Genomic DNA, 18741 nt, shown 5'->3' on the forward strand with positions numbered 1-18741 from the left:
AATCTCATTCTCCAACTCTTTTTCTTTTAGCTTCTTTTTTAATTCTATAATTTCTTTGCTTTCTTTGGCTTTTTTAGTTTGGCTGACGGAACGCGGATTCATTAATCCCTCTTTACCGTTTAAAAGATATGCGTTACGCCAATTATTAACAGTTTCTCGGTGCACACCAATCTCATCAGCTACTTGAGCCACACTTCGATGATTCTCTAAGATATCTTGAACCACTTTTAATTTAAAGTCGACACTTTTATGTGCCTTTCTATAATTTTTATCCATCAAATATTCCCCCTATAAAGTCCGTTATGACGTGTTTTTATTATATCTTATTGTCCATTATAAGGGGGCTAATCACTGTCACTTCCCGAGTTTTGTCGAAAATTGGCATAGAAGTCAGTATTGGGGCAATTGGTTCTAGTACTGATTTTTTTCATTATATGCTAGAATTACGATTACAAGCGGAAGTCTTTTTTCCTTTAACCATATTAGGTATGGTTTCACATTTCACTGAATTTGGTCTAAAATGTAATGTGTCGTAAATAATCGATTGAGAATAAACAATTAGACGACAGCTTTAGTTGCACTTCGCTTATGCAGTGAGAAAGCTACTATTCTTTCAAATCTGCTAAGAAAGGAGATTATATGGAACAAGATACAAATTTATCAAAGCAAACATTTATACCCGTAATATTAGGTGCAAGTATTGGTGTATATAGTACTGCACGTTCTTTTCATGAGGCATATGGAGTGAAGACGCTCAGTGTTTCCCGACAGCTGATTGGTCCGATTAAACATTCCGCAATCATCGTTCCTGTGTTGGAGCCTAATATGGAGGAATCCGATGCATTACTTGCCTGCTTAAATAAAATTGCCCAGACCTATCCAGATACACCGAAGATAATCATCGGTAGTGATGATTGGCATGTGGAGATGGTCGTAGATTTAAGAGATAAGCTGAACGGAAACTGGATTGTCCCTTATACGGATAGAGAAAGCCTACATACGGTCATTGATAAAGCTAAATTCTATGAACTATGTGATGGTTTAGACGTCGATTATCCAAAATATATCGCATTTGATGGTAATCATTCACTCGATCCTGAATTACCATTTACATTTCCAGTAGTTATCAAGCCTACAAGTAGGGTATCCTATGAAAATTTAAAGTTCCCCGGTAAAAAGAAGGTATTCACTGCACATGATCGACAAGAGCTTGACCAGATTATCACGCTAATAAGAAACGCTGGCTATCTTGATGAATTGATTGTTCAAGAATTCATTCCTGGTGATGACACAGCGATGCATATTCTTACACTTTACATCGCGCAAGATGGAGAGGTGAAACTCGCTTCCTTTGGACAAACATTGCTTGAGGACCATACACCGGGTGGAATTGGCAATCCCGTTACAATCCGCACACTCCGTAATGACGAAGCCGTTGAACAAGCAACAAGGATTGTGAAGCAGGTTGGATATATTGGATTTGCGAATTTTGATTTAAAATATGATTCGCGTGACGGAAAATATAAATTCTTTGAATTGAACCCACGTCTCGGTCGAAGTAATTATTATGTAACAACTGGAGGACATAATCCAGTTGAATATTATATAAAGGATTTCCTTGAAAATCAGCCCCTTTCCTATACCGTAGCAGAAAAGGAAATGATTTATACAATCCTTCCTAAGGGATTGCTTATGAAGCATTTAAAGGATACGCAATTACGGGACCGAGTAAATACATTATATAAAGAAAAACGCGTAAAAAATCCAATGTTCTATTTTTCAGTTGAAAAAAACTTAAAACGATTATTATATGTAATTGTATCAACCTTTAATTTCTATCGGAAATTTAAAAAGTATCCACCATTATAATATCAAAAGCAGGAGCGCCCGTTTGAGCTGTGTACGGAGCGAGGGAAGTCTCGCTAGGCGCTGGACGTGGCCTACCTTGTCATGAAAAATTTTATACTTTGCTATTCTAGAGAAAGAAAAGCATCGTCCACTCATATCTGGACGATGCTTTTCTAAAATCTATATCAATGTTTCCACTTCAGCCTTTTCACGTAACGCTTCAACCTTTACTTGCAACTGTTCACTTTGCTTCTGACTATAGAGCACAGATTCGATTCTTTCCTCTAATTCCGCTAGCTCCCCCACTTTTTCATCCTGTTCTTTTAGCATGTCATAATACTCTTGGATTTCCTTATCTGTTACTTCAATGTCAAATTGATCTTCCATGTATTGAACGGTAATTAAATCATTTAATAATTGATCCCTAAATTCTTCCTCTGTCATTTGATACTGTTCTAGTAATTTATTATATTGTTCTTCACCAGTTTCTTCCTTAATTGCATCCAGTTCTTTTTGTGCTTCCTCTTCTGTAACAGAAATTTCCTTGTCAGCTGCATCCTGTCTGATCAACTCTTCATCGACTAGCAACGAGATTGTTTGTTTCTTAATCGCATCCAAGTCAGAAACGTCCTGTCCATATTGATATAGCATCGTCTTCACGCGGGTATACACTGAATTATATTGGTTACCGTTAATTTCCTTTCCGTTAACAGAAACCACTGGAGTATCTTCAACAATCCGTTCTTTATCTTCAAATGTTAGTTCCTTTTGCTGTTGTTCCGATGTTGCATCTTCTGGTGTATTTTTGTCAGCAGACTTATCACTACATGCTGCCATAAATAATGTGATACATAGCATAAGCGCTAATGTAATAAATTTCTTCATTAAAAATTTCCCTCTTTTCATCATTCTTCTCTTATTCAAACATAAATGAACACCACATTTCAAGTTTAGTATCGGAAAAGATGCTTCGGTGTATGTTACGCGAGCATATTTATATTAAGTCTTTGTCGAATATCAGTGGGTCGATTATCGATATCAGCAAAAATTCAACTTATATCAGCATATTTTTCTCTCGAAAGCAAAAAAATAACAGGCAACCTTAAGGCTACCTGTTAATCCACTATGTTAATTCAAGCTCTCATCAATATCCATAATCATCTGTGCCACTGAAACGACTCCACCACCAGACAGGTACCAGTATTCAGGATTCAGATAAACAATTTTGTCATTTTTAAATGCTTTTGTATTCTTAACTAATTCATTTTCAACAAGCTGTGATGCAGATGTTTCGCCACCAACAGCTGCTGCACGGTCAACAACATAGAGAATATCCGGATCTTGTTCTACAACATATTCAAACGTAACGTTCATTCCATGTGTGGATGCTTCAATGTTCTCATCAGATTGTGCTACCCCAAGAACATCATGGATGATCCCAAATCGTGAATTCGCACCGTATGCACTTATCTTATCATCATTCGCTAAAATAATAAGCCCTTTTTCTCCAGAAGCTGTAGCTTTCTCATTTACAGTTGCAATTGATTCTTCGATAGTTGCAATTTCTGCATCAATTTCTGCTTGTTTATCAAAAATTTCGCCGATTATAGCCATATTTTCTTTAAATGATTCCATGTACCTTGTATTATCTACACCAAGGTTAATTGTTGGTGCAATTTTGCTAAGCTCATCATACATTTCTGCCTGACGACCAGAGATGATAATTAATCCAGGCTCAACTCCTGAAATTGCTTCAAGATCTGGTTCTTTAAGACTTCCGATATTTGTATATTCTTCACCTGCATACTTTTCTAAATAAGACGGTATTGTACCCGCTTGGGCAACACCTGCAACGTCAATTCCTAGTTTATCAAGCGTATCTAAAATACCAAAGTCAAAAACAACAACATTTTCTGGATTTACTGGTACCGGTGTTTCACCAGACTCATGTTTCACTGTTATCGTACCTGACGCTTCCTCTGTATCTGAATTTTCTTCTGTATTTGGTGTTTCATTTCCTGTACTAGTATCTTGCTCGCCTTCCTCTTTAGCACCACAGGCGGCAATAATAAATAGCAATAAAGCTGTTATAAGTAACAGTCCTAGTTTCTTCATCTTTTTTCTCCCTTTTGAATGAAATTTATTATTAACAATAACTATTAATGCATGAATACTTATGAATCGCTTGGAGAAAATCATTCCTTCACAGCAAATGAGCTGATATATTAAGAACGTATACATGTCGAGCGCTCAAGACATGTATCCCTTATAAAGTCATAGTATGAGACAAATCCATTTACCTAATCTCAAAGATAAGGTATGATAAGAATTGAGGGTTCCTTTATAGTGGATTGGTTCATTTTATGAGCTTCCATTATAAGGGGATTTTTTCTTACTTTTAGGAAGTGAATACTCCCCTTCTATCCATTTTCTTCATCCATCAACCGTTATTAGAAATAAACACAAATACGTTGATTATCAATTTCTTTGATTTCAATGTCCATGTCATAGATTTCCTTTAATACACATTTATCAATCACATCACATGTTCGACCTTGTTTGACAATCTTGCCATCCTTTAGTGCAACAATGTTATCTGAATAGCAAGATGCGAAATTGATATCATGAATAACGATAACAATGGTTTTACCCATTTCATCCACTAATTTTCGCAGTGTCTTCATAATGGATACGGAATGTCGCATATCTAAGTTATTTAGTGGTTCATCTAGTAGAATATATTCCGTATCCTGCGCCATAACCATCGCAATATGTGCTCGCTGACGCTGACCGCCACTTAGTTCATCTAAGTATTTATCTTGCATATCGCGCAGCTCCATATAATCAATTGCTTCCTCAATCTTAGCTACATCTTCCTTTGATAATCTTCCCTGAGAATATGGAAAACGGCCAAATGAAACTAGTTCACGAACCGTTAATTTTAAATTAATTTGATTTGATTGTTTTAGTATTGAAATTTTCTTAGCAAGTTCATTATTTTTTACACTAAGTATATCCTGTCCATCGATTGAAATTTCCCCTTGGTCTCTTACAATTAGGCGACTAATCATAGAAATTAACGTACTTTTCCCAGCACCATTCGGCCCAATAAACGACGTGATTGTTCCTCTTTCAATTTCCAGAGAAACATCCTCAATAACAGGTTTACTTTGATATGATTTAAATACATTTTTTATATTTACCATGATTTATTCTCCTTTAATAAAAGAAATATAAAGTAAATTCCACCAATAAGGTTAATAATAACACTTACCGTCGTACTGAACGTGAAAATCTTTTCCACGATAAATTGTCCACCAAGTAATGCGATTATACTTATTAAAACAGCAGCAAGTAATATATAGGCATGCCGATATGTCTTCATCAGTTCATATGCCAAATTTACAACGAGTAATCCTAAAAATGTAATTGGCCCAATTAATGCGGTTGAAATGGAAATCAGTACTGCAACAATGATCAATAGCCGCTTGACGATTTTATCATATGGTACACCTAAATTAATTGCCTGATCCTTGCCCAACGCCATGACATCTAAATATTTGTAATACGGGATAAAGAAAATCAGTGTAATTATAATTAAGATGATCGAGACACCGACAAGATCGGAATTCACATTATTAACACTCGCAAACATCTTATCTTGCACAATCGAAAATTCATTAGGGTCGATCAAGACTTGCATAAACGATGCGAAGCTATTAAAAAACGTCCCTAGAATCATACCGATTAATAATAAGAAGTAGATACTCTTATTCTCACCTTTAAATAAAAAATGATAAAGAATCAATGTAAACAATATCATTAATCCGACAGAAATAAGAAAGTTTGTATTGCCACTCATCATCGCAAGTGTATGTGATCCAAACACAAAGACGATTACGGTTTGAATCAATAAATAAAGGGAATCAAGTCCTAATATACTCGGTGTTAAGATTCGGTTATTTGTAACCGTCATAAACACTGTTGTTGCAAAGGCGATTGCACCACCAGTTAAAATAATGGTAACTACCTTTGTAATTCTTCTAGGTAATATATAGCTAATGTTTCCACTTAGATCATAGAAGATGTATAACAATGCTAGTAGTAACGCAATACCAGCTAAAATGATTATTTTCTTCTTATATGCCATACTTTCTTCTCCTTACTAATAGATAGATAAAGATTGCACTACCTATTACCCCAACGGTTAAACTGATTGGAATTTCATAAGGATAAATGATAATTCTGCCGATAATATCGCAAACAAGTACAAATACTGCACCTAACAATGCTGTATGTATTAATGTTTTCTTCAAGTTATCACCTAAATAGATGGTTACAATATTCGGTACGATTAACCCTAAGAATGGGATAACACCAACCGAAAGTATAACGGATGCTGTAACAAGTGCACTAATAATCAAGCCAATATTTACGACGCGTCGGTAATTTAATCCTAGATTTTTCGAGAAATCTTCACCCATACCCGCAATCGTAAACTTATTTGCATATAGATAGGCGATAATTAGAACCGGGATACTGACAAACATTAATTCATAATTTCCACTCATGATCATTGAGAAGTCACCTTGCATAAAGGAAGACATATTCTGAATAAGATCATTCTGATATGCGATAAACGTAGAGATAGAAGTAATAATATTCCCAAACATTAATCCAACCAGTGGAATGAATACAGCATCCTTAAACTTTATCTTTTCTAATATCTTCATAAAGATAACCGTACCTATAAGTGCAAAGATAAATGAAACTGACATTTTTTGTAAGGGTGTAGCAGATGTAAAAATCATCAAAGAGATCAGTACTCCAAGTCTCGCTGCATCCATTGTTCCTGCAGTTGTTGGAGAAACGAAACGGTTTCTACTCAGCTGTTGCATAATTAAGCCAACAATACTCATACTCATTCCAGCAATGATGATGCTAATTAACCTTGGCAATCTACTAACCATTAAAATCTGTGTTTGTTCCTCTGTTAAGCTAAATAAATCGATTATCGTAACATCAGAAACCCCGATAAAAACAGATGCTACAGAAAGAACAATAAGTGTTAATACTAAATACCATATCTTCATAGACTGCCCTTCTTTTCAAAAACCAATCCTGCCGATATATTGCGACATTATGATTAGTCTTACTCCATCCACTATATTTATTTATACGTATAATAAAGTAATAATAATTCTTATTTTTTAATGTGTCTAAATAATAATGATATTCATTATCAATTAGATTTCTTATTTATAGTATATCAGAAATCTAAGTATCGTCAATACAAATAAGCGATTATAATCTATAATTTGATCCGCTTACAATACTTAGATTATAAACCATGTTTCATATCTTTTAGGATTGGTATGCTCGTAATCGGTTGACATAGATTACAAAGAAGAGGAAAGTCTCGCTAGGAGCACGAGCACTGGAGTTGGACGTGGCTGTTTCAGCCATGAGTAATATTTTATATTTTCTTGGCACTAAAAAAAACTAACCTGTTGCAATATATCACAACAAGTTAGTTTCCCTGTTCTTAAGACTCTTTTACGTCGCAGCCCTCATCTGTACAATAAGAAGTCTCTGATTTCTTTGGGTTCAACGATTGCAATACTTGCACTTTATTTTCTTCTTCCCATACTTTTTCAAGTACTTCAGAGAATACCTCAGCAGGTTGTGCACCTGACACAGCATATTTTTCATTGAATACGAAGAATGGCACACCTTGCACACCGATTTGATGTGCTACCGTAATGTCATTCTCAACTGCCTTCGTATAATCATTTGATTGAAGAATTTCCGCTACTTCTTCTTTATCTAAGCCAACCTCAACAGCTAGTTCGATTAATGTTTCATGATCACTCATTAATCTAGACTCTGTAAAGTAAGCATGCAAGAATCGCTCGGTTATTTCCTTACCCTTCCCTTGCTTCGCTGCATATTTTGCAACGCGGTGGGCATCAAACGTATTCGCATACTGCATTGTATCGAAATTATAGGTTAACCCTTCACCTGCCGCCTGCTGACCAACTTGGTTATTCATCACCTTCACCTGTTCCAGTGGAATCCCTTTTAATTCGGAGAAAGTTTCATAAAAATCCTTCCCTGGAATATGTCTTGCCGTTGGGTCAAGCTGATAGCTTTTATATTCAACTTTTATGTCATCTCTATGTTCAAACTGTTTCATCGCATTTTCTAATCTGCGTTTTCCAATATAACAAAATGGACAAACAAAATCAGACCATACTTCGATTTTCATATGTCACACACTCCTTTTCTAAATGCTATTGTAGCACAGCAATTCTCTCGGTGAAAATTATGTGCTTACATCATTACTCTTGCGTTTATCATATGATACTATACGGTAATCATGCTAAAAAACAGCTAAAGCAGTTTGCTTTAGCTGTTTTCATCCAATAAAGACTGACCCATGATACTTACTCGATTTGTATTCTTTAATTCCTCGAGGTTTTTCACACCAATCCCGAACATTGTCATTTTCAATTCTAATTCAATTTGCTCCATTGTTTCAATAACTGATTCTGCTGATTCTGTAGCAGCTTTCAGTAAATGACGTGCAAAGCCAATCATGTCCGCACCAATCGTTATTGCCTTGGCCGCTTCAACGCCGTTCTTCATTCCACCACTGGCAACTAATGGTACTTCGGGTAATTTACTTCTGACAGATACAAGACAATCCTTCGTCGGAATTCCCCAATTATTAAACGCCTCTGCCGCCGCTTTTCTTAATGGATTTCTTGAACGTAGCTTTTCAACCTGACTCCAAGATGTCCCACCTGCACCTGCAACATCAATATAGGAAATTCCAGCATTATATAATTTTTCTGCAACGGTACCATCAATACCAAATCCAACCTCTTTCACACCTACTGGTACTTCAAGTGTCTTACAAACTTGTTCAATTTTTGGTAGTAGATTTTCAAAGTTTAAATCGCCACCATCTTGAACAACTTCCTGTAGGCTATTCAAGTGAAGCACAATCGAATCTGCACTTGTTTTATCAATAATTCGCTGACACTCTTCTGCACCATAACCATAGTTTAGTTGGACAGCACCAAGGTTTACAATTAGTGGCGTATTTGGTGCTTGCTCACGAATCAAGAAAGATTCTTTGTATGCATCACTCTCAAGAAATGCCCGTGTCGAACCAATCGCAAGTGCCCAACCCTTCGCTTCAGCAGCAATTGCTAGGTTTTGATTGATCGTAACCGCTAAATCAGATCCGCCTGTCATTGAGCTTACTAAAAAAGGAGCCCTTAACACTCTATCTAAAAAGCTAGTTTTAATTTCAATGTCATCAAAATTAATCTCTGGTAATGCATTATGTATAAAATGGATCCCTTCAAGACCCGTTGATTTATTTACACCTTCAACTTTTCCTGTTAAACAGAGACGAATATGCTCCGTTTTCCTTTGATTGATTCCCTTTTCCATATAAGGTACCTCGCTTTACTAAAATAATCCACATTTAATAGTGTACTTGTTTCCCAATCAAAATAAAAGGAAATCGAATTAATTTGACCGTGGATCCTTCTTGGGGAAAATTGTATAACTGAAACTAATAAGAAAATCAGCAGCCAAGACAATCGACCATAGACGAAGTGTACCGTATAACGCTTCCGTCTGCTCTTGATTATTGATAAAGAAAATGATTGCTACTAATAAAGCACTGCCAATACACCATGCCAGTAAGTGCCGATACCAGCCTGAACGTTCAGACTTCGCATATTTTTTCCCATATTTCTTTCCCTTCACCGGCTTCTCACCGTTTGCAAATCTAGCCGCAAAATGTTCGTCTGCCCATTTAATCATCCTGTGGCCAAATGCAATACTAACCCCAATGTAAACTGCTGCTATCCCATGTGCTGTTGTCGCAATCGCCCCGTTTTTCAAATCAATTACAGTTACAATTAATAGGAGTAAATCTACAAGTGGTGTACAAATCAATAATAATGCCCCAAGTTTCTTCTTTTTAAAAATATACCTTGCGACTAGACCAGCTATTACAAATATCCAAAACAAGATTTCACAAGCGATAATCATATAACCGACCATTTCATTTCCCCTTCGCAATGGATTCTCTCTAAAGATAATGTAGCATAATATTTTTATATAATACAGCCATGTTATACTAAGAGTATGCCTAAAATAATTAACCATGAATAAAGAAAAGTCCAAATCGCTGAAGCAACATGAAAGATCATCATTCCAGATGGATTTGAACGTGCCTCTGCACGAATCATCGCTAAAGAAGCGGGGCTTTTTGTTGGAGCTCTGCGACATTACTTCATATCACAATTGAAATTATCTTATCCTTTCTTAACTACTAAATAAAGGAGGAAATTTATGATAGAGAAAGCAAAAGCATTTGCAACAAAGGCACACGAAGGCCAAGTGAGAAAAAATTCTGATATTCCTTATATCACCCATCCAATTCGAGTTGCCGAACGCTTACAGAAATTTGGATTTAATGAAGCATTAATCTGTGCTGGCTATCTCCATGATGTAGTGGAAGATACACCAGTTGAAATTGAGGATATTGTAAGGGAATTTGGAAAGGAAGTAGCGGAGCTCGTTGCCGCTCACACGGAAGATAAATCGAAATCTTGGAAGGAGCGTAAACAGCATACAATTGATACGGTTAAAAATGCTGAAAAGGAAATAAAATATTTAATTGTTTCCGATAAACTCGATAATCTGCTTGGTCTCGAACAAGATCTTAAAAAACAGGGAGATACCGTGTGGAATAACTTCAATGCTGGGCCAGACATGCAGAAATGGTATAACGAATCAATTGTGAGAAGTATGTATGCTGGGTTAGATGAGGAGGATATCCCTGAATATTTTAGTGAATATGAAGCTGCTGTAAAGCGGGTATTTGAATAGATAAAATATAACAATCTACATTGCAAGCACAAAAGCGCAAGTTCCCGTTTAGCAACAACGTCCATGTTGCTTTGGAAATAAAGTTCGAACAAAGTACCCTGTAAAAGCTCATTTTAGGGCAAATAAAAAGAATCCGTTATAATAAAAATGGATTCTTTTTATTTGAAAACTGTGGTTTAACCAAGCCTCTCTTTGTCTCGCTTAAATTGATAAATCAAATGATAAAAACTCAGGTCTTTGTTGTTCATGCTTGTCGAGCATAATCTGTTCTGGCTTTATGCCCTGCTCACGCAGTACTTCAATGTTTTGCACGAGGAACTCATCGCTGCCGACAACATAGAAGAGTCCATCCTTGTCGAAGCCAAGATTTTTCACTTCTTCATAGTAGTCTTTACGGTTATCGACGAACTGTGATGTGAACTTCTTGTCAGGTGCGGATTCAAAAATATTAGTGAATAAGAAATTTTTTGATGAATCAATGTTCAGGGAATGTATTTGATTGACGTTGTCAGCACGTTCGAAATAATCAAGTACAAGCGGTCTGAAAGTTGCCAAGCCAACACCTGATGACAGCAGGTAAACATTTTTGTCTTCTCTTTTAAGCGGTACATTCGAATGGGTTTTAAATATTGCAACTTCACTGCCGACTTCAAGTTCTCTTAAAATCGTTTTAAACTCCGAGCACTGCTCTCTGATGCGTGTTGTGATACCAATTGAATTTTCGCGCGGTAAAGTGGCGATTGACATATGACGAACTAGACTTTTATTTGGTTTATCTCCAGCATTAAAACCTTCCAGTGCAAAGTGGACATGGGAACCTTCTTCCCATGTAAATTCTTCCGGACAGTCGAGTAGGTACGTTTTAACCTCAGGCGTTTCTTCAATAATCTTATTTATTTTAGTCCAGTATATTTGCATTATATCTTCTCCTCACTCAGATGATATGTCTCGTTACTACGTATTATACATCAAGTGATAACAATTCTCAATTAAACGTATTGATTTTTTCAGATAATTTATGTGTCTTAAATTTATATTGTATCCTTGCATCCTTATTCTTTTACCAAATTCCGATTTTTGGTTTCATTTTGTTAGATTTCATTTTGTAATCCGCCATACCTGATTGATTAAAAATTAGTGTAAAGGGTAGTATACTTCTATAAACATAAATGAGGTGATAGGAATGTCTAACACGATCAAAGATGAGGAAATGGAAACATTAAGAGAGTTAATCAAAGACGTAGACACTGCCATGTTGACCACATTAACGGAAGAGGGGCTTATTTCACGCCCTATGAAAACACAAGAAGTAGAGTTTGATGGTGACTTATGGTTTTTCACTAAAAAAGAAACTAATAAATATAAAGAAATTTTACATGATCAAGAAGTAAATGTTACTTATGCTGGAAAATCCTATGTTTCCGTTCGTGGAAGAGCAGAAATCGTTGAGGATATTGGCAAGAAAAAGGAATTATGGAGCAAAATGTATGAGAAAATAATGAGAACCAATTATGATGATCCTAACATTGTGTTGATAAAGGTAAAAGCAGAAGCAGCAGAATATTGGGAAACCGGTAATTTCACAAAAAAAGTCGCCTTTCTTTATAAAAGCATAACAGGGCAAAGTTCAGAATCAACAGATGTAAATGAAACGATTAAATTAGATAAATAACACAACAATGGATTGTCCGGTAATAGGACAATCCATTGTTGTTAGGCTAAGTTATGTTAATTAGTTACTAATTGCTTTTTTCTCTAAATTGTTAAACTCGCCTCTTATACTTACTTTTCAAATCCTTAGAAACCTGCTTCCATTTGTTTCTTTCTTCCTGCTGTGCCTTTTGATCCTGCTTTCTTTTCTCATATGCGAGTTCACGTTGAATCTTTAAATAGTTTTGAAAGCGCCTTTCCGTTAACTCCCCATTTTCTAAAGCTTCTCTAACAGCACAACCTGGCTCTGACTCATGGTTGCAATCAGTGAAACGACAGTTTTCTGCTAAGCCTTCTACATCCTGGAAAGTCGCATCAATTGCTGACTCACCTTCCCATAATTGCAGCTCCCTCATTCCTGGTGTATCAATCATGAGCGCTCCGTTTGGCAGCATGAACATTTCTCGATGTGTCGTCGTATGGCGACCTTTACTGTCAGATTCACGAATACCTTTCGTATCTTGCACCTCTTTTTCAAGCAATGTATTCACTAAGGTTGACTTCCCTACACCCGAAGATCCGAGCAATGCAGCTGTCCGACCAGCCGGCAGGAGCTCCAGTAACTCCTCCATACCGTCTTTCGTTACACTGCTTACTGCTATAATTGGAATTCCAATTGCAACGGACTCTGCTTCAGCAATCGCAGTCTCAATTTCTTCTTGAGAGCATTCATCCTTCTTTGTAAGAACGATAACAGGCGATGCACCACTTTCGTATGCCGCTAGCAAATAGCGTTCGATTCGTCTCATATTCAAATCATGGTTTAGTGAATTGACAATAAATATCGTATCAATATTCGTTGCGACGATTTGCGCCTCTGTTCTTAGTCCTGCAGCCTGTCTGACAAACTGACTTTTTCGCGGAAGTACCTGCTTAATAACGGCCTTCTGTTCATCCGCTAGCTTTTGCACCTCTACCCAGTCTCCAACCGCCGGAAAATCAAGTGCCGAGGCTGCTTCATTTAGAAACTTACCGCTCAGATGCGCTAAATATTCCATTTCTCCATCAGAAATACGATAGCTATTTTTCTGTACGGTGATCACACGGGCAATAAACTCCGTGTTTATTACTGTATTTGGGCTTTCCCAACCAAGCTTAATAAGATTATTCAATTTTATTTTCCTCCTGTTTAGTGGAGGTAAAGTCATCTATACCGACTGTTCCTCCATTTTTCTGCTAGTGTATTTGAACTCGATTGTTAAAATTTGAGTTTCAATCATACTACATCACACCTTTCCAAATGGATGAACCATATTTTCTAATAGTTTACTACAAAACAAGGTAATTGTGCGAATTATTTTATTTAAAGGTTAATATATGCTGCATAAGCTAGGATGACTATTACTTTCTGGCCAGCCGCTGCGAAAATACACTACGCGCACCTTAGGGGAGCTGGAGTCTTCGTGTATTTTCTTCGCTGGGACGGTGTGGGTATATATAAATAGCAATCCCTTTCTATAGAATTTTCCACTCTTACAGCCATTAATAACATAGAAAATGGCCATAAAAAAATCAGATGTGCATATTTACACATCTGATTCCCTATTAATTATCGATTATTATTTTCATTCGGTGCTTTATTTATACGGATATTGCGATCAAGTGTTGCGAGTTTCTCCATGTCTGCTTCACTTAGCTCGAAGCCAAACACATCGATATTCTCCTCGATTCTTGAAGGTGTGACAGATTTCGGAATGACAACAACGCCTGTTTGCAAATGCCAGCGAAGAATGACTTGTGCAGGTGTCTTGCCATATGTTTCAGCTAATTGTTTTACAACCTCGTCTTCTAATACATCTCTTCCATTCATTAATGGGCTGTATGCTTCCACTAAAATTCCGTGTTTTTGACAGAATTCCTTCAATTCTTTTTGCTGTAAGTATGGGTGACATTCTACTTGGTTAATTGCTGGAACGACTTCACATTCATCTAAAATACGCTCCAGATGCGGGGTAGCAAAGTTACAAACACCAATTGCCTTTACACGCCCATCTTTGTATAGCTTTTCCAGTGCTTTATACGTTTCCACATATTCATCAAATTTAGGGGTTGGCCAGTGGATGAGATATAAATCTACATAGTCCAGTCCAAGTCTTTCTAAACTTGCATCAAATGCTTTCAATGTATTTTCATAGCCATGGTCACTATTCCATACCTTTGTCGTAATAAAAAGCTCTTCTCTTGGAATATTGCTATTCGCAATTGCTCTGCCAACGCCAGCTTCATTTCCGTAAACCTTTGCTGTATCGATGGAACGATAGCCAGATTCAAATGCCTTTTCTACTGCTGCTGTTGCTTCTTCATCGGGTACTTGCCAGACACCAAATCCTAATTGTGGCATCTCTAGACCATTGTTTAGTGTAATAGTTTGCATATTATCGCATCCTCTCTAACCGTATTAATTTTAGTTTACCATATTCTTTCAAAATTGCGACTCTCTCCACTTGCTTCTGGCAAACGTGAAGTTCCCTTCGTATTTGGTTAGTGTTTGATTTGCCAGTAAATACGTGATTGGAAATAGTCGGTCCAAGAAATATCGGTCATGTGAAACAGCGATTATCGTTCCGTCAAATAAATCTAGTGCCTCCTCTAATACTTCCTTCGACTCAATATCCAGATGGTTTGTTGGCTCATCTAAGATTAAGAGGTTATGATTTTGATGAACTAGTTCAGCTAACCTTAAGCGCATTTTCTCTCCGCCGCTTAAGTCTTTCACTTTTTGGAACACTGTTTTTCCATAGAAAAGGAATTTGGCTAGTATTGCTCTGGCTTCCCCTTCTGCAACATGCACATGATCACGGAACTCTTCTAAAATTGTTTGCTCGCTATCAAGCTCTAATACATGCTGGGAAAGAAATCCAATCGATAAGTTGCTGCCTATTTTAACAGTCCCGCTATCCACATGCTCTTTTCCTAAAATAATGTTTAACATGCTTGACTTGCCGGTACCATTTTCGCCAATAATCGCTATTCTTTCCTGGAAGCGGACATGCATGTTTACCAAATCAAAAAGCTTTTTATCTGCAAATTGCTTACAAACATCCTCGAATATAACAACATCCTTGCCACTTCGACTGTTAATCTGAAAATCAAGGTTGATCCTTTTCTGTTCTAATATTGGTCGCTTCAGCACTTCGATTCTCTCAAGTGCTTTTTCCATGCTTTTCGCCCGACGATGTAGCCCATCATTTGGTGGATTTGCCTGATTTGCCCATTCTTTCAATCGCTTAATTGTTTCTTTCATTTTCTTTATTTTCTTTTGCTGATCCTGGTAATGCTGAAATTCCTGCAGCAACCGCGTTTCCCGCTCGGTTACATAGTTTGAGTAATTTGTCTGATAGGTGATTAATTCTCCTTGGTCGATTTCCAGAATCGACGTCACTGTTTCATCCAAAAAATATCGATCATGCGATACGATAATAACGGTTCCAGCGTACTGCTTGATAAACGCAGTCAGCCACTCAATTGCCAGAAAATCCAAATGATTTGTTGGTTCATCAAGTAATAATAAATCAGGTGCGGAAAGCAGCAGCCTAGCTAATCCAATCTTCGTTCTTTCGCCACCGCTCAAGGTTCTCCATTCCTTATTCGCTAATTCCTCAATCTGTAGACCAGTCATAATTCTTCTCACCAGTGCATCCACTTCATAGCCGCCATCTTCTTGGAACTTCTCCTGTAATTCTCCATATTTTTCAATATAACGGGTTAATCGATCTGGATCTGTTTCATTACCCATTTTTTCTTCAAATTCCATCATCTTAGCTCGTAATTTATTTAATTCAGAAAAGACATTATACAGAAGTGTCACAGACTTTGTTTCCCCATTAATTTCCGAATTCTGTTCTAACAGCCCAACTGTCAGTCCTTTTTTCCAAGTAATCGTTCCGGATGCAGGTTCTGTTTTTCTAGCAATTAAATGTAATAATGTCGTCTTCCCCTCACCATTTCTGCCAATTAATCCAATCCTGCTTCCATGTTTAATTTCACATGTCATTTCACTGAATATTGTATTTGCTCCGTATGTTTGAGTAACATTATTTAAACTGCAAATTATCATTTTCTCTTCCTCCGATATAAGAAGAGACACTGTTCTATGCATACAAAAAAGACGTCAGGAAGAACCCCCTAACGTCTTTTTTACCGATCGCAGGCAGATGTCTCTTACTGGTATTTTTACTGCTCTATTGTTCTGAAAAAGGACAGACTTATCCCGTTGAACAAAAATGCAGCAAAAATAGCATAGCGAATACAGAGGTACTCTCTAAGTTTCACTACACCACTACCAGCAAATTCCATCTAACCCACCTCCTTATAAATATATATTTAAATCTTATGATAAATATAACTATGAAGTCAATAGTTATTTTATAATGGGAAAAAATACTTAAATCAGGCTTAACAATTCTAATTTTATGACGATATAAAATAAAGGTTTATTTTGTATTATTTTTAGATAAATAGATTTCAATCGTTATAGGGGGGAAGGGAAAGATATGAAGAAGAGGCAAAAGAAACAAAAGAATAAAATGAAAATAAATAGATTTACATGGAAAGACATTAAAATCGGCAGCAAGTATTTAACTGCATTTTTTACAACAGTTGCCCTCATTATTGTCGCCAGCTTTATCGTCTTTTTACAATTAAATAAATCAGAAAGCAATATTAAGGCAATAGAAAAGCAAAATATTTGGGTAAATGACATGACACAGCTGTCTTCACTCATCCAGCTGCAGGACTTCCAAATTGCCGAGTATTTATTAACACAGGATGCTCAATATATTGATACATACAATGAATACACTGAAGAAATCAATACAATTATGGCTGATATGACACCAGATCTGACTACAAAGGAACAGAAGGAAGCTTTCAGTACGATACAAGAAAGTATTAATGGAATAAAGGATACCTTTCTTAATAAAATGGTACCCTCAGTTGAAGATGGTTTAGTTTTATATGCGACATCCCTAAGAAGTTACTCATCGAATTATCGAAATCAAATTTTAGATCAGGTAGCACAATTAACAGATAATGTTAAACAGGAACAGGGTCAGCTAGTGAAAACTTCTACCGATAATATCAACAGCAGCATTTTCATTTTATTTGTTGCTATTTTTACTGTAGTCGTAATTGGTACAGCATTAATGCTGTTTGTTAGCCGGAATATTGCAGCTGGACTATCAAGCGTAGTGAAATTAACTAAAGAAGTAGCAGATGGGAATTTGCAAGTCGAATCCATTAACTATAAAGGTAAGGATGAAATTGGCCAATTAGCTGCTACGATGAATCAAATGAAGGATAGTCTTAAAAATATTTTAAGTAATATTGCAGATGTAGCAAATTCCGTTTCTACGAGAAGTGAAAGCTTAACCCAATCGGCAAAAGAAGTAAAAGAAGGAAATATCCAGATTGCTAGGACAATGGAGGAACTATCTACTGGTTCAGAAACACAGGCAAATGGTGCATCAGATTTAGCAGAAAATATGTCTGACTTTGTACAACGTGTAATATTATCCGAACAAAGCGGTCACGAAATCGCAGCAAGTTCAACCGATATTTTATCTTTAACAAGCAATGGCACATCGCTGATGAATAAATCAGTATCACAGATGAAACAAATCGATACAATCGTTTCAGAGGCTGTTGGAAAGGTAAAACATTTAGATAAGCAATCTGCAGAGATTTCGAAGCTAGTCATTGTCATTCGTGATATTGCAGACCAAACCAATTTACTATCATTAAATGCTGCGATTGAAGCTGCAAGGGCTGGAGAGCATGGGAAAGGCTTTGCAGTTGTTGCCGATGAGGTTAGAAAGCTTGCAGACCAAGTAGCCTCATCAGTAGAAGGTATTAAAAAAATCGTTACTTCTATTCAAAAGGAAACCGTTCAAGTGGTTGATACATTAAATGTTGGCTATCGTGAGGCACAAGAGGGAACAACCCAAATTGAAGCAACAGGAAAAAGTTTTGCATCCATTAATGTCGCGGTCTCTAATATGGCAGTAAAAATTGATGCCATATCAAATAATCTAAATGAAATTACAACTACAAGCAGTGATATGAACAAGGTAATTGAAGATATCGCTTCTGTTTCAGAGGAATCAGCTGCTGGAGTGGAACAGGTTGCAGCTTCCACGCAGCAATCTGCTAGTTCGATGGAAGAAGTATCACATAATGCAGACGAATTAGCAGATCTTGCAGAGCAATTAACCTATGCAATAAAATTATTTAGACTTTAGATTTATAGTAACGAAACGCTCAGAATCT

General features: G+C 36.6%; 18 protein-coding genes and 1 pseudogene. 5 read left to right on the plus strand and 14 right to left on the minus strand.

Annotated elements, in window-relative coordinates:
- A partial coding sequence (locus CWR48_RS03590) for a transposase (protein ID WP_147294860.1) occupies positions 1-276 on the minus strand: 276 nt, incomplete at its 3' end.
- Positions 277-639: 363 nt separating this feature from the next.
- Here CWR48_RS03590 and CWR48_RS03595 point away from each other — a divergent pair.
- Positions 640-1869, plus strand: a complete 1230-nt coding sequence (locus CWR48_RS03595) for a carboxylate--amine ligase (RefSeq protein ID WP_115771681.1) — start codon at positions 640-642, stop codon at positions 1867-1869.
- 159 nt (positions 1870-2028) lie between these two features.
- On the opposite strand, the gene CWR48_RS03600 is transcribed toward CWR48_RS03595, so the two are convergent.
- From CWR48_RS03600 to CWR48_RS03635, 8 genes are all read right to left on the minus strand, one after another.
- The gene (locus CWR48_RS03600) at positions 2029-2733 is read right to left on the minus strand and encodes a SurA N-terminal domain-containing protein (RefSeq protein WP_115771779.1); all 705 of its coding nucleotides are present in this window, start codon (positions 2731-2733) and stop codon (positions 2029-2031) included.
- A 243-nt stretch (positions 2734-2976) separates the two neighbouring features.
- A complete protein-coding gene (locus CWR48_RS03605; protein ID WP_115771682.1) occupies positions 2977-3963 on the minus strand; it encodes a siderophore ABC transporter substrate-binding protein in 987 nt (328 codons plus the stop codon).
- A 335-nt stretch (positions 3964-4298) separates the two neighbouring features.
- The gene (locus CWR48_RS03610) at positions 4299-5054 is read right to left on the minus strand and encodes an iron ABC transporter ATP-binding protein (protein WP_115771683.1); all 756 of its coding nucleotides are present in this window, start codon (positions 5052-5054) and stop codon (positions 4299-4301) included.
- The gene (locus CWR48_RS03615; protein WP_115771684.1) at positions 5048-5998 is read right to left on the minus strand and encodes an iron chelate uptake ABC transporter family permease subunit; all 951 of its coding nucleotides are present in this window, start codon (positions 5996-5998) and stop codon (positions 5048-5050) included. The genes CWR48_RS03610 and CWR48_RS03615 overlap by 7 nt, the downstream gene beginning before the upstream one ends.
- Positions 5988-6941, minus strand: a complete 954-nt coding sequence (locus tag CWR48_RS03620) for an ABC transporter permease (protein ID WP_115771685.1) — start codon at positions 6939-6941, stop codon at positions 5988-5990. The genes CWR48_RS03615 and CWR48_RS03620 overlap by 11 nt, the downstream gene beginning before the upstream one ends.
- Before the next feature lie 452 nt (positions 6942-7393).
- The gene (locus CWR48_RS03625) at positions 7394-8116 is read right to left on the minus strand and encodes a DsbA family oxidoreductase (protein WP_115771686.1); all 723 of its coding nucleotides are present in this window, start codon (positions 8114-8116) and stop codon (positions 7394-7396) included.
- Positions 8117-8256: 140 nt separating this feature from the next.
- Complete coding sequence (gene fni / locus CWR48_RS03630; protein WP_115771687.1) at positions 8257-9312, minus strand: type 2 isopentenyl-diphosphate Delta-isomerase; 1056 nt, start codon at positions 9310-9312, stop codon at positions 8257-8259.
- A gap of 78 nt (positions 9313-9390) precedes the next feature.
- Complete coding sequence (locus CWR48_RS03635; protein ID WP_115771688.1) at positions 9391-9933, minus strand: 2TM domain-containing protein; 543 nt, start codon at positions 9931-9933, stop codon at positions 9391-9393.
- 123 nt (positions 9934-10056) lie between these two features.
- Between CWR48_RS03635 and CWR48_RS21150 the strand changes: the two are divergent.
- Positions 10057-10185: pseudogene (locus CWR48_RS21150) on the plus strand (TetR family transcriptional regulator); the annotation flags it as partial.
- Between the two features lie 39 nt (positions 10186-10224).
- The gene (locus CWR48_RS03640; protein ID WP_115771689.1) at positions 10225-10764 is read left to right on the plus strand and encodes an HD domain-containing protein; all 540 of its coding nucleotides are present in this window, start codon (positions 10225-10227) and stop codon (positions 10762-10764) included.
- Between the two features lie 201 nt (positions 10765-10965).
- On the opposite strand, the gene CWR48_RS03645 is transcribed toward CWR48_RS03640, so the two are convergent.
- Positions 10966-11682 (minus strand): ferredoxin reductase domain-containing protein, encoded by a 717-nt coding sequence (locus CWR48_RS03645; RefSeq protein ID WP_115771690.1) that lies wholly within the window; start codon positions 11680-11682, stop codon positions 10966-10968.
- Positions 11683-11947: 265 nt separating this feature from the next.
- Between CWR48_RS03645 and CWR48_RS03650 the strand changes: the two genes are divergently transcribed.
- Positions 11948-12436, plus strand: coding sequence for a pyridoxamine 5'-phosphate oxidase family protein (locus CWR48_RS03650; RefSeq protein ID WP_115771691.1), 489 nt, complete (start codon positions 11948-11950; stop codon positions 12434-12436).
- A 91-nt stretch (positions 12437-12527) separates the two neighbouring features.
- Here the strand turns inward: CWR48_RS03650 and rsgA are convergent, their stop codons facing one another.
- The 4 genes from rsgA to CWR48_RS20975 all read right to left on the minus strand — a co-directional run bounded on the left by rsgA (position 12528) and on the right by CWR48_RS20975 (position 16770).
- Positions 12528-13592: a ribosome small subunit-dependent GTPase A gene (gene rsgA, locus CWR48_RS03655; RefSeq protein ID WP_425453873.1), complete on the minus strand. Its 1065-nt coding sequence runs from the start codon at positions 13590-13592 to the stop codon at positions 12528-12530.
- A gap of 431 nt (positions 13593-14023) precedes the next feature.
- Entirely contained in the window at positions 14024-14848 is an 825-nt protein-coding gene (locus CWR48_RS03660) for an aldo/keto reductase (protein ID WP_115771693.1), read from the minus strand.
- Positions 14849-14896: 48 nt separating this feature from the next.
- Complete coding sequence (gene abc-f, locus CWR48_RS03665) at positions 14897-16531, minus strand: ribosomal protection-like ABC-F family protein (RefSeq protein WP_115771694.1); 1635 nt, start codon at positions 16529-16531, stop codon at positions 14897-14899.
- A 116-nt stretch (positions 16532-16647) separates the two neighbouring features.
- A complete protein-coding gene (locus tag CWR48_RS20975) occupies positions 16648-16770 on the minus strand; it encodes an RAxF-45 family protein (RefSeq protein ID WP_278309192.1) in 123 nt (40 codons plus the stop codon).
- 197 nt (positions 16771-16967) lie between these two features.
- Between CWR48_RS20975 and CWR48_RS03670 the strand changes: the two genes are divergently transcribed.
- Positions 16968-18713 (plus strand): methyl-accepting chemotaxis protein, encoded by a 1746-nt coding sequence (locus CWR48_RS03670; RefSeq protein WP_115771695.1) that lies wholly within the window; start codon positions 16968-16970, stop codon positions 18711-18713.
- Positions 18714-18741 lie beyond the last annotated feature (28 nt).

It is taken from the genome of Oceanobacillus arenosus, from assembly GCF_003369575.1.
In the GTDB taxonomy this organism is placed as follows: domain Bacteria; phylum Bacillota; class Bacilli; order Bacillales; family Amphibacillaceae; genus Oceanobacillus; species Oceanobacillus arenosus.

Bases quoted from the DNA above. Each gene is read 5' to 3' on its own strand.
- CWR48_RS03595 (WP_115771681.1), top strand. From the start codon at position 640: ATGGAACAAGATACAAATTTATCAAAGCAAACATTTATACCCGTAATA.
- CWR48_RS03600 (WP_115771779.1), bottom strand. From the start codon at position 2,733: ATGAAGAAATTTATTACATTAGCGCTTATGCTATGTATCACATTATTT.
- CWR48_RS03605 (WP_115771682.1), bottom strand. From the start codon at position 3,963: ATGAAGAAACTAGGACTGTTACTTATAACAGCTTTATTGCTATTTATT.
- CWR48_RS03610 (WP_115771683.1), bottom strand. From the start codon at position 5,054: ATGGTAAATATAAAAAATGTATTTAAATCATATCAAAGTAAACCTGTT.
- CWR48_RS03615 (WP_115771684.1), bottom strand. From the start codon at position 5,998: ATGGCATATAAGAAGAAAATAATCATTTTAGCTGGTATTGCGTTACTA.
- CWR48_RS03620 (WP_115771685.1), bottom strand. From the start codon at position 6,941: ATGAAGATATGGTATTTAGTATTAACACTTATTGTTCTTTCTGTAGCA.
- CWR48_RS03625 (WP_115771686.1), bottom strand. From the start codon at position 8,116: ATGAAAATCGAAGTATGGTCTGATTTTGTTTGTCCATTTTGTTATATT.
- fni (WP_115771687.1), bottom strand. From the start codon at position 9,312: ATGGAAAAGGGAATCAATCAAAGGAAAACGGAGCATATTCGTCTCTGT.
- CWR48_RS03635 (WP_115771688.1), bottom strand. From the start codon at position 9,933: ATGGTCGGTTATATGATTATCGCTTGTGAAATCTTGTTTTGGATATTT.
- CWR48_RS03640 (WP_115771689.1), top strand. From the start codon at position 10,225: ATGATAGAGAAAGCAAAAGCATTTGCAACAAAGGCACACGAAGGCCAA.
- CWR48_RS03645 (WP_115771690.1), bottom strand. From the start codon at position 11,682: ATGCAAATATACTGGACTAAAATAAATAAGATTATTGAAGAAACGCCT.
- CWR48_RS03650 (WP_115771691.1), top strand. From the start codon at position 11,948: ATGTCTAACACGATCAAAGATGAGGAAATGGAAACATTAAGAGAGTTA.
- CWR48_RS03660 (WP_115771693.1), bottom strand. From the start codon at position 14,848: ATGCAAACTATTACACTAAACAATGGTCTAGAGATGCCACAATTAGGA.
- abc-f (WP_115771694.1), bottom strand. From the start codon at position 16,531: ATGATAATTTGCAGTTTAAATAATGTTACTCAAACATACGGAGCAAAT.
- CWR48_RS20975 (WP_278309192.1), bottom strand. From the start codon at position 16,770: ATGGAATTTGCTGGTAGTGGTGTAGTGAAACTTAGAGAGTACCTCTGT.
- CWR48_RS03670 (WP_115771695.1), top strand. From the start codon at position 16,968: ATGAAGAAGAGGCAAAAGAAACAAAAGAATAAAATGAAAATAAATAGA.